The organism is Chryseobacterium sp. SNU WT5 (assembly GCF_007362475.1).
GTDB lineage: Bacteria > Bacteroidota > Bacteroidia > Flavobacteriales > Weeksellaceae > Kaistella.
On record NZ_CP041687.1, the window covers coordinates 2,237,914 to 2,257,936 of the forward strand.

Annotated in this window: 20 protein-coding genes; 13 read left to right on the top strand and 7 right to left on the bottom strand. The window is 35.6% G+C overall.

Going from position 1 to position 20,023, the window contains the following annotated elements; translation table 11 throughout:
* The first annotated feature begins 503 nt into the window (after positions 1-503).
* The 4 genes from FNJ88_RS10570 to FNJ88_RS10585 all read left to right on the top strand — a co-directional run bounded on the left by FNJ88_RS10570 (position 504) and on the right by FNJ88_RS10585 (position 4,356).
* Positions 504-2,231, top strand: a complete 1,728-nt coding sequence (locus tag FNJ88_RS10570; RefSeq protein WP_143853917.1) for an ABC transporter ATP-binding protein — start codon at positions 504-506, stop codon at positions 2,229-2,231.
* Positions 2,232-2,246: 15 nt separating this feature from the next.
* On the top strand, positions 2,247-2,819 hold the full coding sequence (locus FNJ88_RS10575; RefSeq protein WP_143853086.1) for a hypothetical protein: 573 nt from the start codon (positions 2,247-2,249) through the stop codon (positions 2,817-2,819).
* Between the two features lie 206 nt (positions 2,820-3,025).
* Positions 3,026-3,673 (top strand): HD domain-containing protein, encoded by a 648-nt coding sequence (locus tag FNJ88_RS10580; protein WP_143853087.1) that lies wholly within the window; start codon positions 3,026-3,028, stop codon positions 3,671-3,673.
* A gap of 56 nt (positions 3,674-3,729) precedes the next feature.
* Positions 3,730-4,356: a hypothetical protein gene (locus FNJ88_RS10585; protein WP_143853088.1), complete on the top strand. Its 627-nt coding sequence runs from the start codon at positions 3,730-3,732 to the stop codon at positions 4,354-4,356.
* A gap of 3 nt (positions 4,357-4,359) precedes the next feature.
* Here FNJ88_RS10585 and FNJ88_RS10590 read toward each other — a convergent pair whose 3' ends face one another.
* The 4 genes from FNJ88_RS10590 to FNJ88_RS10605 all read right to left on the bottom strand — a co-directional run bounded on the left by FNJ88_RS10590 (position 4,360) and on the right by FNJ88_RS10605 (position 9,099).
* On the bottom strand, positions 4,360-5,556 hold the full coding sequence (locus FNJ88_RS10590; protein WP_143853089.1) for an efflux RND transporter periplasmic adaptor subunit: 1,197 nt from the start codon (positions 5,554-5,556) through the stop codon (positions 4,360-4,362).
* A 165-nt stretch (positions 5,557-5,721) separates the two neighbouring features.
* Positions 5,722-6,990, bottom strand: a complete 1,269-nt coding sequence (locus FNJ88_RS10595) for an ABC transporter permease (RefSeq protein ID WP_143853090.1) — start codon at positions 6,988-6,990, stop codon at positions 5,722-5,724.
* Between the two features lie 168 nt (positions 6,991-7,158).
* Positions 7,159-8,388 (bottom strand): ABC transporter permease, encoded by a 1,230-nt coding sequence (locus FNJ88_RS10600; protein WP_143853091.1) that lies wholly within the window; start codon positions 8,386-8,388, stop codon positions 7,159-7,161.
* A gap of 18 nt (positions 8,389-8,406) precedes the next feature.
* Positions 8,407-9,099, bottom strand: coding sequence for an ABC transporter ATP-binding protein (locus FNJ88_RS10605; protein WP_143853092.1), 693 nt, complete (start codon positions 9,097-9,099; stop codon positions 8,407-8,409).
* Between the two features lie 410 nt (positions 9,100-9,509).
* Here FNJ88_RS10605 and FNJ88_RS10610 point away from each other — a divergent pair, with 410 nt between their 5' ends.
* The 9 genes from FNJ88_RS10610 (at position 9,510) to FNJ88_RS10650 (ending at position 17,859) form a co-directional block, all read left to right on the top strand.
* Positions 9,510-10,484: a ribonucleotide-diphosphate reductase subunit beta gene (locus tag FNJ88_RS10610; RefSeq protein ID WP_143853093.1), complete on the top strand. Its 975-nt coding sequence runs from the start codon at positions 9,510-9,512 to the stop codon at positions 10,482-10,484.
* Positions 10,485-10,627: 143 nt separating this feature from the next.
* Positions 10,628-10,852 carry a hypothetical protein gene (locus FNJ88_RS10615; RefSeq protein ID WP_143853094.1) on the top strand — a complete coding sequence of 75 codons (225 nt, stop codon included), beginning with the start codon at positions 10,628-10,630 and terminating at the stop codon, positions 10,850-10,852.
* 296 nt (positions 10,853-11,148) lie between these two features.
* The gene (locus tag FNJ88_RS10620) at positions 11,149-12,804 is read left to right on the top strand and encodes a ribonucleoside-diphosphate reductase subunit alpha (protein WP_143853095.1); all 1,656 of its coding nucleotides are present in this window, start codon (positions 11,149-11,151) and stop codon (positions 12,802-12,804) included.
* 115 nt (positions 12,805-12,919) lie between these two features.
* Entirely contained in the window at positions 12,920-13,786 is an 867-nt protein-coding gene (locus FNJ88_RS10625) for a DUF72 domain-containing protein (RefSeq protein WP_143853096.1), read from the top strand.
* Between the two features lie 107 nt (positions 13,787-13,893).
* On the top strand, positions 13,894-14,328 hold the full coding sequence (locus FNJ88_RS10630; RefSeq protein WP_143853097.1) for an RrF2 family transcriptional regulator: 435 nt from the start codon (positions 13,894-13,896) through the stop codon (positions 14,326-14,328).
* Between the two features lie 46 nt (positions 14,329-14,374).
* Positions 14,375-16,126, top strand: coding sequence for a cbb3-type cytochrome c oxidase subunit I (locus FNJ88_RS10635; RefSeq protein WP_143853098.1), 1,752 nt, complete (start codon positions 14,375-14,377; stop codon positions 16,124-16,126).
* A gap of 9 nt (positions 16,127-16,135) precedes the next feature.
* Positions 16,136-17,128: a cytochrome c gene (locus FNJ88_RS10640; RefSeq protein ID WP_143853099.1), complete on the top strand. Its 993-nt coding sequence runs from the start codon at positions 16,136-16,138 to the stop codon at positions 17,126-17,128.
* Between the two features lie 38 nt (positions 17,129-17,166).
* Positions 17,167-17,427, top strand: a complete 261-nt coding sequence (locus tag FNJ88_RS10645; RefSeq protein ID WP_143853100.1) for a hypothetical protein — start codon at positions 17,167-17,169, stop codon at positions 17,425-17,427.
* A gap of 18 nt (positions 17,428-17,445) precedes the next feature.
* Positions 17,446-17,859 carry a cytochrome C gene (locus FNJ88_RS10650; RefSeq protein WP_143853101.1) on the top strand — a complete coding sequence of 138 codons (414 nt, stop codon included), beginning with the start codon at positions 17,446-17,448 and terminating at the stop codon, positions 17,857-17,859.
* Positions 17,860-17,965: 106 nt separating this feature from the next.
* Here FNJ88_RS10650 and FNJ88_RS10655 read toward each other — a convergent pair whose 3' ends face one another.
* From FNJ88_RS10655 to FNJ88_RS10665, 3 genes are all read right to left on the bottom strand, one after another.
* Complete coding sequence (locus FNJ88_RS10655) at positions 17,966-18,880, bottom strand: YARHG domain-containing protein (protein WP_228414522.1); 915 nt, start codon at positions 18,878-18,880, stop codon at positions 17,966-17,968.
* On the bottom strand, positions 18,877-19,494 hold the full coding sequence (locus tag FNJ88_RS10660) for a DUF2306 domain-containing protein (RefSeq protein WP_228414523.1): 618 nt from the start codon (positions 19,492-19,494) through the stop codon (positions 18,877-18,879). Before FNJ88_RS10660 ends, FNJ88_RS10655 begins: the two co-directional genes overlap by 4 nt.
* A gap of 230 nt (positions 19,495-19,724) precedes the next feature.
* Complete coding sequence (locus FNJ88_RS10665; RefSeq protein ID WP_143853102.1) at positions 19,725-20,021, bottom strand: hypothetical protein; 297 nt, start codon at positions 20,019-20,021, stop codon at positions 19,725-19,727.
* Between the last annotated feature and the right edge of the window lie 2 nt (positions 20,022-20,023).

Genomic DNA, 20,023 nt, shown 5'->3' on the forward strand with positions numbered 1-20,023 from the left:
AAGAAAAGATCTTTCGTTTATAATATCTGGGCAGGCAACTTTGATTCTAAAAATCAATTCCAAAATTTTGTAGAGGAAAATTTCCAAAATACCGATAATCTTCGGTTAATGTATGGCTTTGAAGATATTAGTTTTGCTTCTCTGGCGAATTCTGAAATCGACCATATTTTTAATCAAGTCGTAGATAAGAATGCCAATAATTCTTTTCTGTTTCAGAAAAAAGAGATCAATTCTAATTTTTCTTTAGCAGAATCAGAATCTGCGTCGGCACAATTAGCGAAAGATCAACTTCGATATCTAACAAGTTATTTGTTCGAATCTTAAGGCTGATTAATTTTTTTAAGTTTTTGGTTGAAAAAATATAGCTCCATTTATGGTCGGATTTTTGTTAAATGAGCATGTAGTTTAAATTTCCTTCCAATATGCCTAAACCTTTCAACCGAACGATTACTCTTTATAATATTTATCAGCAACTGGTCCCTTTTATTAAACCATATCGTTTAATGATGTACGGCACTTTGTTTCTGACTTTTATTGGTGCTTTGATGGCGCAGGTAAATCCGCTGGTTTTAAAATATACTGTTGATGAAGTAACAAAACTAACACAGCTTCCTAATCCTATGGATGAGGGGATTCATGTTTTGGTTATCATCTCTGCAATTTTACTTGGCAAAGAAATCCTAAATATTTTCATTCAGTTTGGGCAAAAATTTTACGGTGAAAAAATTAGAATTAATACCAGTTCTGTTCTAGCACAAACGGCTATTGATAAAATCCTTACTTACAGTGTTGCTTTTTATAACGACGAAAACCACGAGTCCGGAAAACTACAGCAAAGAATTGATCGTGGAATTGAGAGCTTAACGAAACTGGTTCAGAATTTCTTTATTGATATTTTACCGATGTTTTCTAATGCAATGATTGCTTTGGTGATCATGTATATGCAAAATGTATATGTCGGCTTAGTTTCTACGATTGTTGTCCCTATTTATTTTGCCGTCAGTTCTCTACAGGCGAAAAAACTGTCTGGCGTTCGTCGTCAGTTACGGAATCAAAGAGAGCAAAAAACTTCCGGACTTTTAAATTTAATCAATTCTATTATGGTGATTAAAAGTTTTGTTCGGGAAAAATTTGAAGGAAAGAAGCAGTATGATTTACAAATGCAGTTGATGGAAAGCCAGATGTTTACACGAAGAACTAATTTTATTTATGATGGTTTAAAAACCTTTATAGAACAGGCTGGAGTTGTTTTAATTATTCTTTTGACCGTCTATTTAGTGCTCGATCAACAAATGACGATTGGAGCAATTATGTTGCATATTTTATTGTTTAATAATGTTTCTGCACCTATTCGTCAGCTACACCGTATTTACGATGATATGAATGATGCGATGATTTATGCAGAAGGATATTTTGATATTTTAAATGCGGATGATCAAACAGAACCCACTGGAACTTTCGTGGAAAAAGATATCAAAGGAAAATTTGAATTAAAAAATGTAGATTTTACTTATCCTAACGGAACCAAAGCATTGCACAATGTTAATATGACCATTGAGAACGGGAAAACAACGGCGCTGGTCGGTTTAAGTGGTGCCGGGAAATCTACCATTATTAATCTTTTGTGTAAATTTTATCTGCCGGATTCGGGTGATATCGTTTTAGATGATGTTAAATTAAATGACTTTGATAATACTTCTCTACGAAATGATATCGGTTTAGTTCTCCAGAAGAATCACATTTTCCAGGGAAGTATTGAAGATAATATTCGCTACGGAAATATGAATGCGACTTTTGAACAGATTGAAACTGCTGCGAAAAAAGCTTATTTACACGATCAAATTATTGATTTACCCGAAAAATATGATCATGATGCAACGCAACTTTCCGGTGGGCAGCAACAGAGAATTGCGATCGCGCGTTTATTTCTGAAAGATCCTCCAATTATATTCCTGGATGAGCCAACGGCCAGTTTAGATGCTATTGCTACAGAACAGATCAAAAACTCTTTAGACGCAATTAAAGTAGGTAGAACCGTGGTGATTATTTCACATTCTCTGTCACAGATTTTAGATTCGGATTGTATTTATGTAATGAAGAAAGGAATGGTGGTGGAAAGCGGAACGCATGGCGATCTCATTAATCTTAATGGTTCATATCGTGAGATTTTCGATGCCTCCGCCAGAAGTCTAAACCTTGATAAATTATTGAGCTCTCTCAAAGAAAATTAAATTGAAATTTTTAATATGAAAAAATATATTTTAGTCATTTTGCCTTTAGCAATATTAATTTCCTGCAACAAAATAGAAGAAACGATCAATGAGCAGATTGACAAAACTACCACAACAGTCAAAGAAAAAGCACAAAATGCGGTAAAGGAAACGCTGAGTAATTCCATTAATTCAGTGACCAACGCAGAAGACGCTCAGTTTCAAGAAGTTTTTCCGAATGGCGAACCAACGATGATCTCAGATTTTAAAGGAAAGAAATTTACGTTCCCCAATGGTTCACCAGCTTTTCTTTTTAGATACAAAGCCGATCGGGATTTGTTGATTCCCTTTTTGGAACAACAGGAAACTTCAGATGAAATGAAATCCGATAAAGTGGCTAAGAAAATGGATGGTAAAACTTTTCTTGATAAACTAAGTTTTATAGAGAAATTTCTGCCTCCAAATATGATTGATATGACTTTTTTGGAGGATCTTAAAAATGATAAAAGTATAGAGTATTATAAATTGAAAAGATTTCCCAACAACAGTACGATTATTTATAGCCCTAAGACACAACAGATTTATCAATTTATAGAAGTTTCTAAATAAATGTGCACTTTTTGTAAACTACAAAAGATACAAAACCAAAATTGAGGAAAAATTTTAAAATTACTTTTGTGTGAAGAAAGCAAAATCTTTGAAAATTTATCGATTTTTATTATTGTGATTGTCTACTATTTATTTTGATAAATTCTGTAGTGACTTTTGTCGTTTAATAACCCTAATATTAAGTTGATTAACAAATTGTAAAAAATATGTCCCAAAATTTAATTCAAAATACAATCTCTTTTGTCAAAGAAAAATTAGAAGGTGCGGAAGCGGGTCACGACTGGTTTCATATTGAAAGAGTTTGGAAACTATCAAAAAAAATCGCAGAGTTGGAAACTTGTGATCTAGAGGTGGTGGAGCTTTCTGCTCTTCTTCACGATATTGCTGATCCCAAATTTCACGGTGGCGACGAAACTTTAGCCCTGAAAATATCTCAGGAATTTCTAGAGAGTGAAAATGCTGAACCTCAGATAATAGAGCAGGTTTTATTCATTATTAAAAATATTTCCTTTAAAAATAGAGGAGAGATGCCTGCTATTTTGCCTGTCGAATTACAAATTGTACAAGATGCAGATCGCCTCGATGCAATAGGAGCAATTGGTATTGCAAGAACCTTCAATTTTGGTGGCTTTAAGAATAATTTAATGTACGACCCCGAGATTTCACCTAAGCTGAACCAAACCAAAAATGAATATAAAAAATCAAACGGTATGACCATCAATCATTTTTACGAAAAACTCTTATTGTTAAAAGATTTAATGAATACTAAAGAAGCAAAGAAAATCGCAGAACAGCGTCATCAGTTTATGCTGGAATTCTTAGATCAGTTCTATAAAGAATGGAAAGTGGAGTAGGAATGTTGCGGTGATGATTTCGGTTTCTAATCGCGAATTTTATTTATCTTTACCGCATGTTTTATTTGTTTTTTATACTTGCAGTTTTACTTGCATTTAGTTTGTTTCTTTCTGTAATAAGATCTGGGAGATTCAGTACTTGGGCAAAAGTATTTCGAATTTTGATGGTCGTTGGGTCGATCGCTATTTTTGCGATTTTATTTTTTAGAAAAAGTGTAGATCAGTTTCTTGAAAATTCTGTCACAGTTCAGGTGATTAACAAACTCCCATTCCCACTCGATTTTTATATTATTAAGGTTAATGATGGAGCAGATCCAGATTTGAAATATGAAACCAGGCACGTTGGAAAAATAAGAAATGATTTTTACAGGATCGACTATCTGGAAATGTCGAATTCTCAACAATATTGGCTGGCTGGTTATATGGGAAAGAAGAACCTGGTTTATTTCTCGCAGCATTCTGTACCTAATAAAAACGAAGATCAAATTATAGAGGTGCGAAATTATATCATACAGAGTTATAAATTAGCAGAGATTGCAAAAGTTGAGATTGATTATCTTAAATTCAATAACATCAAAACTGCGATTTGGATTACGTTGGACCTTTTGTTATTGTTTCTAAATCTCGCTTTATTACTTAGAAAGCCAAAAGAAAAATCCCGGAAGCAAGTCCGGGAAGTATAATATTTATTTGGCTTTTTTCTCTTTCAAAGCTTCTTTGTCTTTATCAGAAGGGTTCCAGACTTTCACTTCAGAATCCTTTGTAATACCTGAGAGTATTTGAACGTTAATTCCATCACTTGCACCTAGTTTTACATTTACTTTCTTAAACTTACCATCTGGTTGTTTAACTTCCACGAAAGAATTGTCCTGGCCTTTAATCTTCTCATACTGAATTAGTGATTCGTCCAATAGCAAAGCATTTTTCTGAGAGCTTAGGATGATCTCGCCATTTGCAGAAAATCCAGCTCGGATATATTCATTTGTTTTATTGAAAACATCACCTTCAATTGGGAATTTAATTGTTCCTGCTTCCTCTTTTCCTTTTGGTGCGATCATGGTTACGCGTCCGGGGAATGATTTATTTTGCAAAGCACCAATCACGATATTCATATTCATGCCTTCTTTTAATTTACCTGCTTGCGCTTCGTCAATCGTTCCTTCAAAAATTAACGAATTCAAATCTGCAATTGAACAGATTGTCGTACCCGCATTGAATGAATTGGCCTCGATAACCTGACTTCCAATCTTTACCGGAACTTCCAGCACCGTTCCGTTTGCTTTGGAGCGTATTTGTGTTGTCGCCAGACCCGCGAGCTCTGGAGTAGCACCAGTTCTTGCGATCTGCAGATTCTTTTCTGCAGTCTGTCTTTGCTGTTGCGCATTTCGAAGTACTTGTTGCGTAGATTGTAATTGTTGCTGGGCCGAAATATATTCCTGTTTAGAGATCACCCCTTGTGTATATAATCTCTGCTGCATTGCAAATTGTTTTTGCTGTTGGGAAACGTTAATCTGCGCGTTGCTGATTTGCAAATTAGCACCACTTATTTCTTGCTGTGCCGCATTTACTGTTTGAATACTAGGGACGATCCTGATTGTTGCTACCAATTGTCCTGCAACAACTTTATCACCCTCTGTAACCAATACTTTATCGATGATTCCCGATATATTTGGCTTAATTTCAATCTCTTCACGAGGCACAATTTTTCCGGTCGCCATTACTTTGTCGTCCATATTTTGAACAACGGGTTTTTTGGTCAGAAAGGTTTCGCTTTCTTTCGTATTGGACGTAATCAGATATTTGATACCCATAATCAACGCCAAGGCGAAAATCAATCCTAAAAAGATATAGATTCCTTTCTTAAAAGTGAATTTCTTTTTCATATACTTAGTTTATTTTTTAATTTTTAATGGCGACTTTATCCGCCCTCCATTCCCGCTTTTTTGTTCGGCTTGCACCTCACAAAAAGAGCTCCATTCAGGTCGGGTCGCAGCTTTGTTCATATATCAAAGTCCAGTTAACTTTTTCTAATTTCCGTCTAACATCATTTACTCCGATCTCAATGCTTCAATCGGTCTTATCTTTACGGCACGCTGTGCGGGAATCATTCCTATAACTAAACCTAAGATCACCATAATCATCATCGCTCCGAAAACCTGTGCGTAATTCACGGTTGGATTATAAAACGGAAAACTATCCTGATTTTTTGTAATGAGATCGATGATCATGAGCAGGAAAATCCCAAAAACAAAACCTAAAACACCAGAAGTCAATGTGATAACTACACTCTCAAGTAAGATCTGGTTACGAACTTCCGCAGGTTTGGCACCTAAAGCACGACGGATCCCAATCTCTTTGGTTCTCTCTTTCACGGTAATCAACAAAATATTGGAGATGGCAATTACACCCGCTAAAATAGTCAGTGAACCTACCACAATCGTTAAGATCTGCATCCCAGTTAGGAAACCTGTTAATTTTCCGAACTCTTTTCCGAGGTTGAAACTTCCAAAAGCATTGGTGTCCTCAGGAGAAACATTGTATTTCTTCTTTAATTCTTCTTTCACCTGATCTTCAACAATTGACAGATCTGCATCAGGCTTACTTACAATCGCAAAAAAACCTACTTTGTCCCCTGCATTGTACATTTTAGAATAAGTGGAAAAGGGAATAAAAGCCGATTGATCATTATCCGGACCACCGGTTTTCTTTACCCGGAAAACACCTATTACGTTAAAGAAAATACCTTTCACATTGATCGATTTCCCGATTGGGTCTTCGTTCTTTTTAGCATCGAAAAAATTTTTGTAGACTTCCTCGCCAATGACCGCGACATTTTTATTTCCAGAGATATCAGCATCATTTAAGTATCTTCCGTATATCAATTTTTTCTCCGAAATTCTATTACCTACCGGGAAGTCACCAGTTAAAGTATAAGTTGCATTTTTTCCATTTCTGGAAAATGATTCACCTGGAGTACCAAATTTGCCGCGTGAACTTTGAGGGGAAATATAATCGATTTGCTTAATTTTTTGTGGAAGCAAGTCGAGATCACTCAAATGCAGATCCATTTTTCTGCCTTTAGGAAAACCATCATATGGAATGGAGGTGTTCTGAGCCCAAAGAAAAATTGAGTTGGTTGCAAAACCTGAAAATACTTTATCAAATCCATTTTCCATTCCTTTTGCAGCACCCAGAAGCGCTACAAAAAGAAACATTCCCCAGCCCACTCCGATCATGGTTAGAAACGTACGCAACTTATTATTCTTTAGGGAATAATAAATCTCTTGCCAGGTATCTATTTTGAAAATGATGTTCATATAAAAAACTTTGTTTTTCGGTCAATTTGTTCTAGTGACTTCGGCTTGCCCGGTCAAATTCGCTTCATGGTTAATTTCTAGGAGTGAATTTTTTCAAGTCATTTTTTATAAAGTTAATTTCCTTCAATCTATTTTAAAATTCACTATTCACTACGAAGTAAATTGCGCTTATTCACTTCGCAAAGCTTCGATCGGTTTTATTCTACTAGCCCGATAAGCAGGTACAAATCCTGCAATAAGTCCAGAAATTACTAAACTTATAAACGCAGCGAGAATAAGTCCCCAACCTACGCTTGGACTTTTAATAAAATATTTTTCTAAACGGTCTCCAATAAGAAATAAAGTAAATACACCTAAAGCAACTCCTATTAGACCAGAGATCACTGTAATGACGATACTTTCCTGCATAATTAGAGCAACAATACTTTTTGGTTTTGCCCCAATAGCTTTACGAACTCCTATTTCCTGAGTACGTTCTTTCACAATATATACCATGATATTGCTGATTCCAATAATTCCAGCCAGTAACGTTCCCATTCCAATAAAACCTACAATAAGGGTAATAATAAAAAGAAACTGGAAAGTTTCGCCCATATTTTTGGCATTATTTCGGACAACAACGCCATTTTCATCATCTGGTGAGACTTTATGCTTTGTCTTTAATTCTTTTTCAACTTTATCACCGTAAGAAACTGCTTGATCTACAGAAAGCTTTGGATTGTAGGTCAGGAAAATAGTATTTACCGTGTCGGATCCTTTTTTCAATTGTTGCAAAGTGGTTATGGGAACAGTAATCATCCGTTCGTCGAAATCACCACCATCATCAGAAAAGACGCCCACCACTTTAAACATCGTACCATTAATGTCCAGGTCTTTACCCAGCGGACTGCTGTTTTTAATCAGGTCACGCTGCACCATCCGGCCGATCACCGCCACATTTTGTTTTCGGTTGATATCTAAAGCATTGATATATCTGCCGTCGATTACATTTCTATTCTCGATAATTTTCTCATCGGGATTGGCACCACTTATTTGATAGTTTCCACTTTCGCGTCCGTATTTTACGGTCATGTTAGCGGAATATCTGGGAGTAGCGCTCTCTAATTTTTCAGGATCTTCTTTTGTAATTTGATCGTAATCTTCATTTTTAAGAACGATTTGTCGGTCAGATTGTAATCCGCCGTACGCGATCGTAGTTTTACGGGTAAAAATAGTAATAAGATTGGTGGCGTCACCAGCAAACCCTTCGGTAAAAGCATTTTGTAATCCTTTTCCAATGCCAAAAAGTACAATAAAAATATAGAGTCCAAGCGCCACTGTAAAGCCCGAAAGTATTGTTCGCAATACATTAGTGCGAATCGATTCGAAAATTTCTCTCCAGCGGTCGAGATCAAACATACTTTTTAATTTTCTATTTTATTTTAAAACTCTTTGAGTAATGAACTCATCACTTTCGATAATACCATCTTTAAGAATTACATTTCTCTTGGTTTCTGCAGCGACATCGGGTTCGTGAGTTACTACGATAATCGTTTTTCCTGCTTCATTAATTTCCTGCAGAAGTTTCATAATATCATACGTCGTTTTCGAATCCAATGCACCTGTGGGTTCATCGGCAAGAATAACTTTTGGATCGGTGATCAATGCTCTTGCTATCGCAATTCTTTGTTTCTGGCCACCCGAAAGTTCGTTAGGCAAATGTGTAGCCCACTGCGCAAGACCTACTTTTTCAAGATATTCCATTGCTCTCTGGTTTCTCTCTTTACGAGGAACATCTTGATAATAGAGCGGGAGTGCAACATTTTCCAAAGCGTTCTTGTACCCGATCAAGTTAAAAGACTGAAAAATAAACCCTAAAAACCGACTTCTATATTCGGCCGCTTTTATTTCTGAAAGATGCTCAATCGGAATTCCATCTAGTTCGTAGATTCCAGAATCTTTTTCATCCAAGATGCCGATAATGTTCAATAAAGTGGATTTTCCTGACCCTGAACTTCCCATGATCGATACAAATTCACCTTCTGCAATGGTAAGGTCAATACCTTTCAAAACATGAAGTTTACTTTTGCCGGTGTCGTATGATTTGTTGAGATCTTTAATTACTAACATCAATGAGAGGATTAATTTAAACGATAAGTAGGAAAAAAAAAATAATTGTTACAGAAGGTCGTTTTTAATATGTTAAATTATTGATGTTTAATGGAAATTCTCCTTTTCATTGTTGGTTGTTATCTCCTGTTTAAATATTTTCGTTGCGAACGCTGATGCCGGTTTTCAAATCGGTGCTAAACCTTTATGAATGCAAGGTCTGTGTGATTGTGGAAAAGTTTTGACCCTTACAGTCAGTTAATTAATGTTTAGGACTTTCTTTGTATGCTTTCATTTTCTATTTTTGTACAGAATGCATAAAAGATCAATTTCTCTATTTCTAGAACATTATCTTTTTCTTAAGTGTTTAATAATCATTTCGTTGTGTAGCTTTGCTTTTTGCGGGTTGAATAAATAAAATAGTTTTCAATATGGGAATTTTCGACAAAAGAGTAGGGTATAAACCCTTTGAGTATCCAGAAGTTTTGCAGTTTGTAGAAGCTATAAATAAATCATTTTGGGTCCATTCCGAGGTAGATTTTACTGCAGATGTACAAGATTTTCATTCACAGTTAGAACCTCATGAAAAGAATGCAATTAAAAATGCACTTCTGGCTATTGCTCAAATTGAAGTTTCCGTGAAGACATTTTGGGGAAATCTTTATAATCACATGCCGAAACCGGAATTGAACGGATTGGGTGCTACTTTTGCAGAATGTGAATTCCGCCATTCAGAAGCGTATTCCAGATTGTTAGAAGTCTTGGGATATAATGATTCCTTCAATCAATTGGTGGAAATCCCTGCGATTAAAAAGAGAATTGAATTTCTTTCCAATGTTTTGAAACATGCCAATTCTACCACGCCAAAAGAGTATGTGTCTTCTCTTTTGTTGTTTAGTATTTTAATTGAAAACGTTTCCTTATTCTCTCAGTTTGCGATTATCTTATCCTTTACGAGATTCAAAGGATATATGAAAAACGTGTCCAATATTATTGCCTGGACATCAGTTGATGAGCAGATTCACGCCAATGCAGGGATTTATCTAATCAATAAAGTTCGTCAGGAACAACCAGATTTATTAACTGATTCTGATATTGAAGATATTTACACTTTAGTTGATCACTCCATCACCGTTGAAGAGGAAATCCTTGACTGGATTTTCGAAATGGGAGAAATTGATAATATCAGCAAAGAAAATTTACTGAATTTTATGAAATTTCGGGTGGACGATAGTTTGAAAAAAATCAACATGAAGCCCCGATATAATATTACTAGTGATCAGTACCGCCCTATGGTTTGGTTCGAGGAGGAAGTTTTCGCCAATTCTATGGATGATTTCTTCGCCAAAAGACCGGTAGATTATACCAAACACGACAAGAGTATTACTTCGAACGATTTGTTCTAGCTCTATAATTAGGCGCGTTTCAGCCTTTCTTTCGTGCTTTTTTTCTTTTTATAGAAGGCTGTAGAAAGTAAGATGGAATTCACCATAATCAGGATTGAGAAACATTTCCTGTTTAATTAATTTTTTTATAAAAAATCTAAAACATGAAAAATGCAACTCATAACCAGGTCGAGCAACTTGTAAAAATAAAAGATAAAATTAAATTATTAACAGATACTGAAGCAAAAACGAACCTGTTTGTCGATGCAGAGGAAATACTGAAGAATATTGATTTTATGAGTAGTTTTTATAGTGCTTTCGTCGGTGATTTAAGAAGATACAAAACTCAAAAAGGGATGTCCATAGAAGTGCTCTTGTTACAATTTTAGATGAAGCTATTGATCATTATAAAAACTAACATGCTTTCGGGCAAGTTCAGTGACTTAGAATAGTTGCTGCGATACGCGCGAAATGAATATAACGAAGGATATTTTAAATTTTGAAAAAGATAACGACAGGAGTTAATAGCCCCGATTGAAACGACATCCTTTTTGTTTTTTTGAAAAAAATAAAAAGATACAGTGGAAAGCGGGAATGGAATTGATAAGAAGCAAGCAGTTAATGCTTCTATAAAAAGATATAAAAACAGTGTACACCGTACATTTTACATTTTAGAAAAAGAAATATGGAGGATCAAAGGAAGATATGGTGGCTGAATGAAGAGTCGGAGCAAATGCTCAACAGAGGTTATTTACTGAAAGGAGAGACCGTAGAAGGAGCGATCTTGAGAATTACGTCTGCTGCTGCAAAACGATTGTACAAACCGGAATTACAACCTGCTTTTGAGGAAATGATCACCAAGGGGTGGATCAGTTTTTCTTCACCAGTTTGGGCCAATATGGGAACGGAAAGAGGATTGCCGATTTCTTGTTTCAATGTGCACGTGCCAGATAATATCGAGGGAATTACCCACAAATTAGGCGAAGTGATTATGCAGACCAAAATTGGTGGCGGAACTTCCGGCTATTTTGGTGAACTGAGAAATCGTGGAACTGCAGTAACAGACAACGGAAAATCTTCTGGTGCAGTGTCGTTCATGAAATTATATGATACTGCGATGGATGTGGTTTCGCAGGGCGGCGTGCGTCGTGGTGCTTTTGCTGCATATTTGGATGTGGACCACGGCGATATTGAAGAATTTTTATCGATAAAAGATATTGGAAGCCCGATCCAGAATTTGTTTACCGGGATCTGCGTGCCGGATTACTGGATGCAAGACATGATCGATGGCGATATGGACAAACGCAAAATTTGGGCAAGAGTTTTAGAAAGCCGTGCTCAAAAAGGTTTGCCGTATATTTTCTTCACCGATAATGTGAATAGAAATAAACCTCAGGTTTATAAAGATCTTGGAATGCCGGTAAACGCGAGTAATTTGTGTTCTGAAATTATGTTGCCATCGAACCAAGAAGAGTCATTCATTTGCTGTCTATCTTCTATGAATTTAGAATTATACGATGAGTGGAAAGATACCGATGCTGTGAAATTGGCGATCTATTTCTTAGATGCTGTCTTATCTGAGTTTATTGAGAAAACAGAAGGAAACTATTATCTAACTGGAGCTAGGAACTTTGCCTTACGTCATAGAGCTCTTGGTTTAGGTGTTTTAGGATATCATTCTTACCTACAGAAAAATATGATTCCATTTGAAAGTTTTGAGGCTACGCAATTCAATGCAAAAGCATTCAGACAGATTAAAGAGCAATCGATTGTTGCTTCTCAGGAATTGGCGAATATTTACGGAGAACCAGAATTGCTAAAAGGTTATGGATTGCGTAATACCACAACGATGGCTATTGCACCTACAACATCCAGTTCTGCAATTTTAGGACAAACCTCACCCGGGATTGAGCCGTTTGCATCCAATTATTATAAAGCAGGTTTGGCTAAAGGTAACTTTATGCGTAAGAATAAATATCTTTCAGTCTTGCTTCAGGAAAAAGGAATTGATAATGAAGATACATGGAGAACAATCATGTTAAACCATGGTTCTGTGCAGAATATTCCAGAACTGACTGACGAAGAAAAAGCGGTATTTAAAACGTTTAGAGAGATTTCTCCAATGGAAATTATTTCTCAGGCAGCACAAAGACAACAATATATTGACCAGGGACAATCATTAAACTTGCAAATTCCTGCAACAATGCCTGTGAAGGATGTGAACTATCTTTATATTGAAGCTTGGAAAAAAGGAGTTAAATCTTTGTATTACCAAAGAAGTTCTTCAGTTTCTAAAGAAATGATGGTGAACTTTGTGAGTTGCTCGAGCTGTGAAGCTTAAAAGAGTTTAAGATTATAGACCAATAGATTATAGACTAAACCGTAGAATTTTTTCTACGGTTTTTTTTACCTTTGATAGGTTAAGACCTAAATTCTGCAACCTAAAACCTAAAAAAATGAAATTCGGACAAGTATCAGACCCATCTCAAATTGATTTTACCCTTCCTAAAGATCATCCAAGAACTGAGGAAATTCTAAAGAAATATCAATCCAGAGATTTCAATGTGTTTGTTGGCTGTGCAAAATGGAATAAAACGGATCTGAAAGGATTCTACCCAAGAGGCACTAAAGATGAATTATCCTATTACTCGACGCAATTTAATTCAATTGAGCTGAATGCAACTTTTTACAAATCTCCCACACCAGATCAGGTTTTAACGTGGAAAGATAAGACGCCGGCTGATTTTAAATTCTTTCCTAAAGTTCCAAATACGGTTTCGCATTACCGAAGGTTATTGAATATCACTGATGTCGTGACTCAATTTGCCACTTCAGTATTAAATTTTGATGATAAGTTAGGAATGGTCTTTCTTCAGCTCCATGATAATTTTAAACCAAAAGATTTTGACAGACTTGAAAAGTTTATTCATGACTGGCCCAAAGAAGTGCCACTAGCCGTTGAGCTAAGAAATGAAGAATGGTTTGCTGATAAAGAAAGATTTGATGCAACAATGGATCTTTTTGAAAAGTATAATATCACCAATATCATAGTAGATACCGCCGGAAGAAGAGATCTGCTACACATGAGACTTACAACGGCAACTGCATTCATTCGATATGTTGGTGCTAACCATGAAAGTGATTACACACGACTTGATGATTGGATAGAGCGCATTAAGATCTGGGAACAAGAAGGTCTGAAAAATCTGTATTTCTTTGTTCATCAGAATGTGGAGAAAGCATCGCCTCTTTTGTCTGCTTATTTTATTGAAGCACTCAATAAGGAATTCAATATGAACTTACACGTTCCTCTAATGGCATAAGGAAAAAAGATATTTCTATCTTTTTTGATAATTAAGCAAAAAATAATAGAGGACTATTTTGTCTTTTATTATTATTTTTCTTTACATTTGTTCTCAGTAATAGTGGTATGTTTTCAAAATCATGTGAATATGGAATACGGGCTTCAATTTATGTTACAAAGCATTCGCTTAAGAACAAGAAAGTAAGTTTGAAAGATGTTGCGAAACATACAGATTCGCCACCCGCATTTATAGCAAAAATATTACAGAAATTGGTAAAAACACAGGTTTTATCTTCTTTTAAAGGTCCTACTGGTGGTTTTTATGTATCACAGGAGGATTTAAAAGAGCTTACGTTGCTCAGTATTGTATTAGCTATAGATGGTGATGGAATTTTTGAAAACTGCACTTTGGGATTAAGAAGATGTGATGGCCAAAAACCTTGCCCAATGCATTCTAAATTTATAGTCATTCGTGATGAAATGAGAGAGATGCTGGAAAGTACTTCTTTAAAATCTTTAGCAGAAGATGTTTCTGACGGGATTACGTTTTTAAAGCGGTAATTTTCTTACAATAATAAAGGACAAATTTATCTTATAATATTTCTATATGAATAATTCAATATTTGGGGAATCGGGAATTCAGATTACGGTGCTTCTTATTTTATTGCCGGTACTTGCCGGTTTGGTCATTGCGATTGTAAAAACCTATAGTACGTACAAAGATTTGAGGAATCGTCGGAAGCTTTTGGAATTTAATAAGAAGATAGAAAATCTTACTCCCGAAGAGCTCGAGTTTTACGAAAAAAGGAAAACGGAAGAAGAATATCAGATCGCACATAATGAACTGTCTGGAGAGATCCCTCCTTCAGATGAAAAAGGGATTATCCATAACATCAACGTGATTGATGAACTGCGGTTTATTCCACATAAAAAAAGCTTTGTTCCACAGAAATATATTTCCCCCGAATTAGCGAAGTTGATTCTATATTTTATCGGTTTCTCTATTTTCTGGTTACTTTTCGGTACTACTGTCGGGGAATATTTGGGAATTAAGTTCGTAGCCCCAGATGCGGATCATGTAAGTTGGTTAAGTTTTGGGCGGCTACGTCCAGTTCATACCAATATGGTTTTTTGGGGTTGGGCTTCATTTGCAATGGTTGGTCTTGCCTATTATGTGATTCCACGGGTAAGTAATGTCGGTATTCATAGCCTCAAAATAGGTTGGTATACTTTGATTTTAATGAATGTCGCTGTGCTGTCAGGAACCATTTCATTAATGGCTGGTATTAATAATGGAGGTGGTGAATACCGGGAATACATCTGGCCAGTGATGGCAATTTTCGCTGCGGGCATCGTGATGTCGCTTTATAATTTCTTAATGACGGTTGCCAAGCGTACAACTCATGAAATTTATGTTTCAAATTGGTATATTATTTCTGCAATGATGTATGTGGTCGTTATTTTGGTTGTGGCTTATGTTCCGATCTGGCAAGACGGTTTGGCAGAAACAATCATTCAAGGATATTATATGCATCAAGGAGTGGGAATGTGGTTCATGTTTTTAAGTCTTGGTTTGATGTATTACTTCTTACCACAACAATTGAATAAACCGATTTACTCTTACAGTTTAGGGATCTTGGCTTTTTGGACGCAAATTATCTTTTATACGCTAATTGGAAGCCATCACTTTATATTTAGTGCCATCCCTTGGTGGATGCAAACCGTGGCCATTGTAGCGAGTGTAGGTATGGTAATTCCAGTTGTAGCAGGAACGGCTAACTTTTTATTAACATTCAATGGAGCTTGGTATCAGGTGAAAAATTCTTACACGCTTCCATTTTATATCATCGGTATAATTTTCTATTTCACAGGCTCGATGCAGGGAACAGTAGAAGCATTTCGATTTACAAATTTGATTTGGCACTTTACCGACTTCACGGTTGCTCACTCGCATTTAACGATGTACGGAATTATTACATTTATGCTGTGGGGATTCATCTATACTTTAATTCCGAGGATTACTGGAAAAGAACCACCAAAAATTTCGGTGGGTATTCATTTCTGGTTAGCTTTGATAGGATTGATGTTCTACACCGTTTCATTGATGATTGGGTCTACGGCGAAAGGATTACTTTGGATGGAAAATAAACCATTTATTCAAAGTGTCGTGCTCATGGCTCCTTATTGGTTATGGCGTGCCATCGGTGGTACCATGATGTGGATCTCGCACTTTGTTTTCGCTTATAATTTCTATAAAATGGTCAATAAAAAACCAGATGTGATCATTCCGACCACTCCAGCAGAAATTTTGGAAGCAAAAAGACAACTGAAAAATACTGAATACATCCCTACAAAATAAATTGGAATAATGGAATTTTTAAATAATCATAAAACTTTGTTCTGGTCGGCATTAATTTTATTTCTGTTCCTTACTTTACAGATTGCAATTTTGCCTGCTTTTACTAATCAACAAGTATACAAGCCATTACCCGACGCGAAACCATTGACCAAAGATGAAGCAGCAGGAAAAGCTGTTTATATTGAAAACGGTTGCATCGCTTGTCACACCCAACAAGTTCGGGAAGTTGAAATGGATAAAGTGTTTGGTAGCAGACCAAGTATCCCTGCAGATTATGCAGGAAATCACCGAACAGATATATGGAGAAATACAGCAAATTTATTAGGTTCTGAAAGAACGGGACCTGATTTAACAGCAATTGGTGAAAGACAGCCTAGCGTCGATTGGCAGTTACTGCACCTTTATCAACCAAGAGCTGTTGTTAAGGAATCCATCATGCCTTCTTTCTCGTTTCTTTTTGAAGAAAAAGAATATCTTGACAAAGGAGATATAGAAGTGAAAGTACCAGCGGAGTTTTTAAAACATAAGTTTAAAAAAATTGTTGCGACCAAAAAAGCACTTCAACTGGTTGCTTATTTAGTAAGTTTGAAACAGACCAAATTGCCTGAAGGGGTGAAACCACAAGAATTTCTTTATAAAAAAGAAGTGAAGAAAACTGCTGGTGCCGCTGGTGCATCTGATTTGCCGGATGGGGGAGAGTTGTTTACCGCAAACTGTGCAAGCTGTCACCAAGCTAACGGAGAAGGATTACCAGGTGCTTTCCCGCCTTTGAAAGGAAGCCCGATTGTCGCAGGAGATGATATTGCAGTTTATGTTAATATTATCATGACCGGTTATACAGGGCGACCGGGTTATGGACCAATGCCTGCAGTTGGTAAAAACGCCAACTTTACGCCCGAAATGGTTACTGCTATTATGAATCACGAAAGATCATCCTGGGGGAATAATGCTAAGCCTGTAACTTTAGAACAAGTAAAAGCAGTAATGGATCAAATGAAATAAATATTTTTAAATAATATTGAAAACCTTAAATGAAAAACATGAGAAATATTAAAAATGTCGCAATTGTCTTTTTCTTACTGTTAGTGAATTTCGCCTTAGCGTGTGATGCCTGTAAATTACAACAGCCAGCGGTGACCAGAGATTTCACACATGGAGTAGGACCTCGTGGGGATTTCGATTGGATTATCGTTGCAATAATCGCGGTGCTTACCATTTTTACTTTTGTTTATTCTTTAAAGTATTTGGTGAAACCTGGAGAAAAAGAAAGAAATCACATAAAGAATTCTATTTTCAATTAATCCAAAAAAAAGTTAAAGATGACTAAAGATAGAAGTTCCGTTTTTCTTTTTATCGACGACGAAGTAAAGCCGCTCGCAGAGCTGGAAACTCCAATCGTATTTGATTTTGACACCTCAAAATTAACAGATGGTGATCATATTTTAAAGATTGTAAGCAAGTCGCCTACAGGAAGAGAAGGGATTAGAAAAATAAATTTCACGGTAAAAAATGGTCCGTCTATTAGTGTAGAAGGGCTTAACGAAGACGATATCGTAGATGGAGTTCTTCCATTAATGATTAATGCCTACGACAAAGGGAATCAAAAAAGTTTCGTTATCGAGGGAAGTGAAACTCCACAAACCGTTCCTGTTTGGATGTGGATTATTATGATTTTAATCGCTGGTTGGGGTGCATATTATTTAATTACTTATTTCAGCGGCCTCCCCTATTAAAGACCTTATTTTCTCCTGACAATAATTATTGCTCCATGATAATATTTCAGTTTAATTATTTTAAAAGACAAAACGGTTTCAAAATTTTTGAAACCGTTTTATAGCTTTATCTACCGAAAGTATCATACTTGTCTTCTGCATATTTAATGAATCGTGTCAGCATTATGATATTTCCTTTTTCCATTTCGGTCAGCTCTTTTTCAACGTCATTAGAAACGGGAATATACCAGTCGGTTTGCTCGAAAAAGTTTCTAAAAGTTTCTTTTCTAAAAGAATAACCATGTCTTGCGTAGATTGCATTCTTTATAATTTCAAGATCTATTTTTCGTAAATTTTTTAATTCTTTTTCCGTAAATGTTTTTTTGGAACCATTAAGTCTGAAGATTGCCTCCGTCCCACTTCTGTTTTGGCGCGACGTGTAAGTTTCGGTTTTACCTGTTTCATCGTCTGTATACTTATTGGTTACTTCCTTAGAATTAGTCCAGTCTACGAGATCAGTCGACTCTTCATCCAGCATAAAATTAGGATTATAGACAAAAGTCTTTTTTATTAATTTCAATTTTTTGAGTGGTGATTTTACTTTCGACTTATTATAAGCGGACCATTTTCCGGTTAAACTGTCTTTCGCGATGGTAACTTCAAATCGTCCGTCTGTCTTGTCGGATCCTGGTTCGTCCAATATAAATTGGTTGTTTTTTTCATTGAAAATTCCGCGAAATGGCCTTTGGTTTCCATTTAAAATACTTTGACCGTAAACACTGTCTTTTGTAATACGGTTTATTTTTAGTGATATCTTTTTATATTCATTTTCATCATAGACATAATCATCCGTTCTTACCTCGTAGGTACCTGTAAAATCTCCAGTGTAAATTCCATAAAGTTCTTGATGTACCTCCGGGATCTCCACAATGGTGTCTTTCTCAATATTCTTTTCGGTTATCTCAGTACTGGCTTCTTTTTTACAGCTAGTGAGGGCTAATGAAATTAAAAAGGCGGACAATAAAGTTTTATTTTTCATCATAGTATTTTTTTTCTGATTAATAATTCGACTAATAATATATTTGGAATCCAGCCTAACCACGCAACAATTTGGTAAACGTCCATAGGATTAAGTTGAAAGAAGTAAACGATGATCCATTTCCAAAGCCTCAAGGTGATTGCTGAAAGAGTAAGTGCAAAACTTCGCCACATCCACTGTTGGTGCGTCGTATAGTTTTTACCACGGACCGATTGATAAGCTTTGAAGGTTGAAAACCACCAAAAAATCCCCAATAGAACAAATGATATTTTTGAAAAAAAACCTCCGTTTGCAAAAAGGCCCATATAAATGCCCGTTGGTGCTGATAGAAATAATAGACCGAAGACATAAATTTTTCCTGAATACTGATGTAATTTTTTAGTACGAAAATTCATTCTAATAATAGCAAAGAAACCTGCAATTAGAACAAAAATGGAAGAATAAACATGAATATAGAAAAAACTTAAATACTCAGGCCGTGTTTCTACCTCAGTTTGTTTAATCATCAAAAACGCGACATCCGATTGTGCGGGCACATATTCCAAGGTCAATTTCAACATCAACCAAAAGAAGTAACCAAAACATAGAATTAATCCTGTTTTTAAGGCTATTGTCAAATTGTATTTTGAGGATAAGTACGTTTTATTTTGCAAAAATTATAAATTTTAGTAGATTCAAATATAACGAAAAAACATAATGAAAGTCTAGACTGATCTAAAGATGATTACCGTGAAAAAACCCTTTTATTTCGAACTTTATAATTTTTTAACCCGCGGAGATTTGATTTTTTTTAAATAAAAAAACGGCCTCAATATAATTGAAACCGTCTATAATTTGAGATGAGGTTCTAAGCTAAAAACTCTATTTCTTTATCTTTAAATTCACTATTGTCTACAAGATCCTGCATCGAACTCATGATCTTCTTACGGAGTTTTGCTAAATTTCGGATGTTGTCATCTTCACTGTAATCAAAGATATTATCCTCAAAAGAAAAAGTATCTCCTTCTTTAAATTCAATTTTGTTGTCCTTAAATTCTTTCAAAAGCATTAGATTGGTCATTGTTTCCAATAAATGATATTCGATTTTTGCCAATTTCTTCAATGATTTTAAAACCTCTTTTTTATATTTCTTCTTTGTTTTCATAA

Bases quoted from the DNA above. Each gene is read 5' to 3' on its own strand.
- FNJ88_RS10570 (WP_143853917.1), top strand. From the start codon at position 504: ATGATGTACGGCACTTTGTTTCTGACTTTTATTGGTGCTTTGATGGCG.
- FNJ88_RS10575 (WP_143853086.1), top strand. From the start codon at position 2,247: ATGAAAAAATATATTTTAGTCATTTTGCCTTTAGCAATATTAATTTCC.
- FNJ88_RS10580 (WP_143853087.1), top strand. From the start codon at position 3,026: ATGTCCCAAAATTTAATTCAAAATACAATCTCTTTTGTCAAAGAAAAA.
- FNJ88_RS10585 (WP_143853088.1), top strand. From the start codon at position 3,730: ATGTTTTATTTGTTTTTTATACTTGCAGTTTTACTTGCATTTAGTTTG.
- FNJ88_RS10590 (WP_143853089.1), bottom strand. From the start codon at position 5,556: ATGAAAAAGAAATTCACTTTTAAGAAAGGAATCTATATCTTTTTAGGA.
- FNJ88_RS10595 (WP_143853090.1), bottom strand. From the start codon at position 6,990: ATGAACATCATTTTCAAAATAGATACCTGGCAAGAGATTTATTATTCC.
- FNJ88_RS10600 (WP_143853091.1), bottom strand. From the start codon at position 8,388: ATGTTTGATCTCGACCGCTGGAGAGAAATTTTCGAATCGATTCGCACT.
- FNJ88_RS10605 (WP_143853092.1), bottom strand. From the start codon at position 9,099: ATGTTAGTAATTAAAGATCTCAACAAATCATACGACACCGGCAAAAGT.
- FNJ88_RS10610 (WP_143853093.1), top strand. From the start codon at position 9,510: ATGGGAATTTTCGACAAAAGAGTAGGGTATAAACCCTTTGAGTATCCA.
- FNJ88_RS10615 (WP_143853094.1), top strand. From the start codon at position 10,628: ATGAAAAATGCAACTCATAACCAGGTCGAGCAACTTGTAAAAATAAAA.
- FNJ88_RS10620 (WP_143853095.1), top strand. From the start codon at position 11,149: ATGGAGGATCAAAGGAAGATATGGTGGCTGAATGAAGAGTCGGAGCAA.
- FNJ88_RS10625 (WP_143853096.1), top strand. From the start codon at position 12,920: ATGAAATTCGGACAAGTATCAGACCCATCTCAAATTGATTTTACCCTT.
- FNJ88_RS10630 (WP_143853097.1), top strand. From the start codon at position 13,894: ATGTTTTCAAAATCATGTGAATATGGAATACGGGCTTCAATTTATGTT.
- FNJ88_RS10635 (WP_143853098.1), top strand. From the start codon at position 14,375: ATGAATAATTCAATATTTGGGGAATCGGGAATTCAGATTACGGTGCTT.
- FNJ88_RS10640 (WP_143853099.1), top strand. From the start codon at position 16,136: ATGGAATTTTTAAATAATCATAAAACTTTGTTCTGGTCGGCATTAATT.
- FNJ88_RS10645 (WP_143853100.1), top strand. From the start codon at position 17,167: ATGAGAAATATTAAAAATGTCGCAATTGTCTTTTTCTTACTGTTAGTG.
- FNJ88_RS10650 (WP_143853101.1), top strand. From the start codon at position 17,446: ATGACTAAAGATAGAAGTTCCGTTTTTCTTTTTATCGACGACGAAGTA.
- FNJ88_RS10655 (WP_228414522.1), bottom strand. From the start codon at position 18,880: ATGATGAAAAATAAAACTTTATTGTCCGCCTTTTTAATTTCATTAGCC.
- FNJ88_RS10665 (WP_143853102.1), bottom strand. From the start codon at position 20,021: ATGAAAACAAAGAAGAAATATAAAAAAGAGGTTTTAAAATCATTGAAG.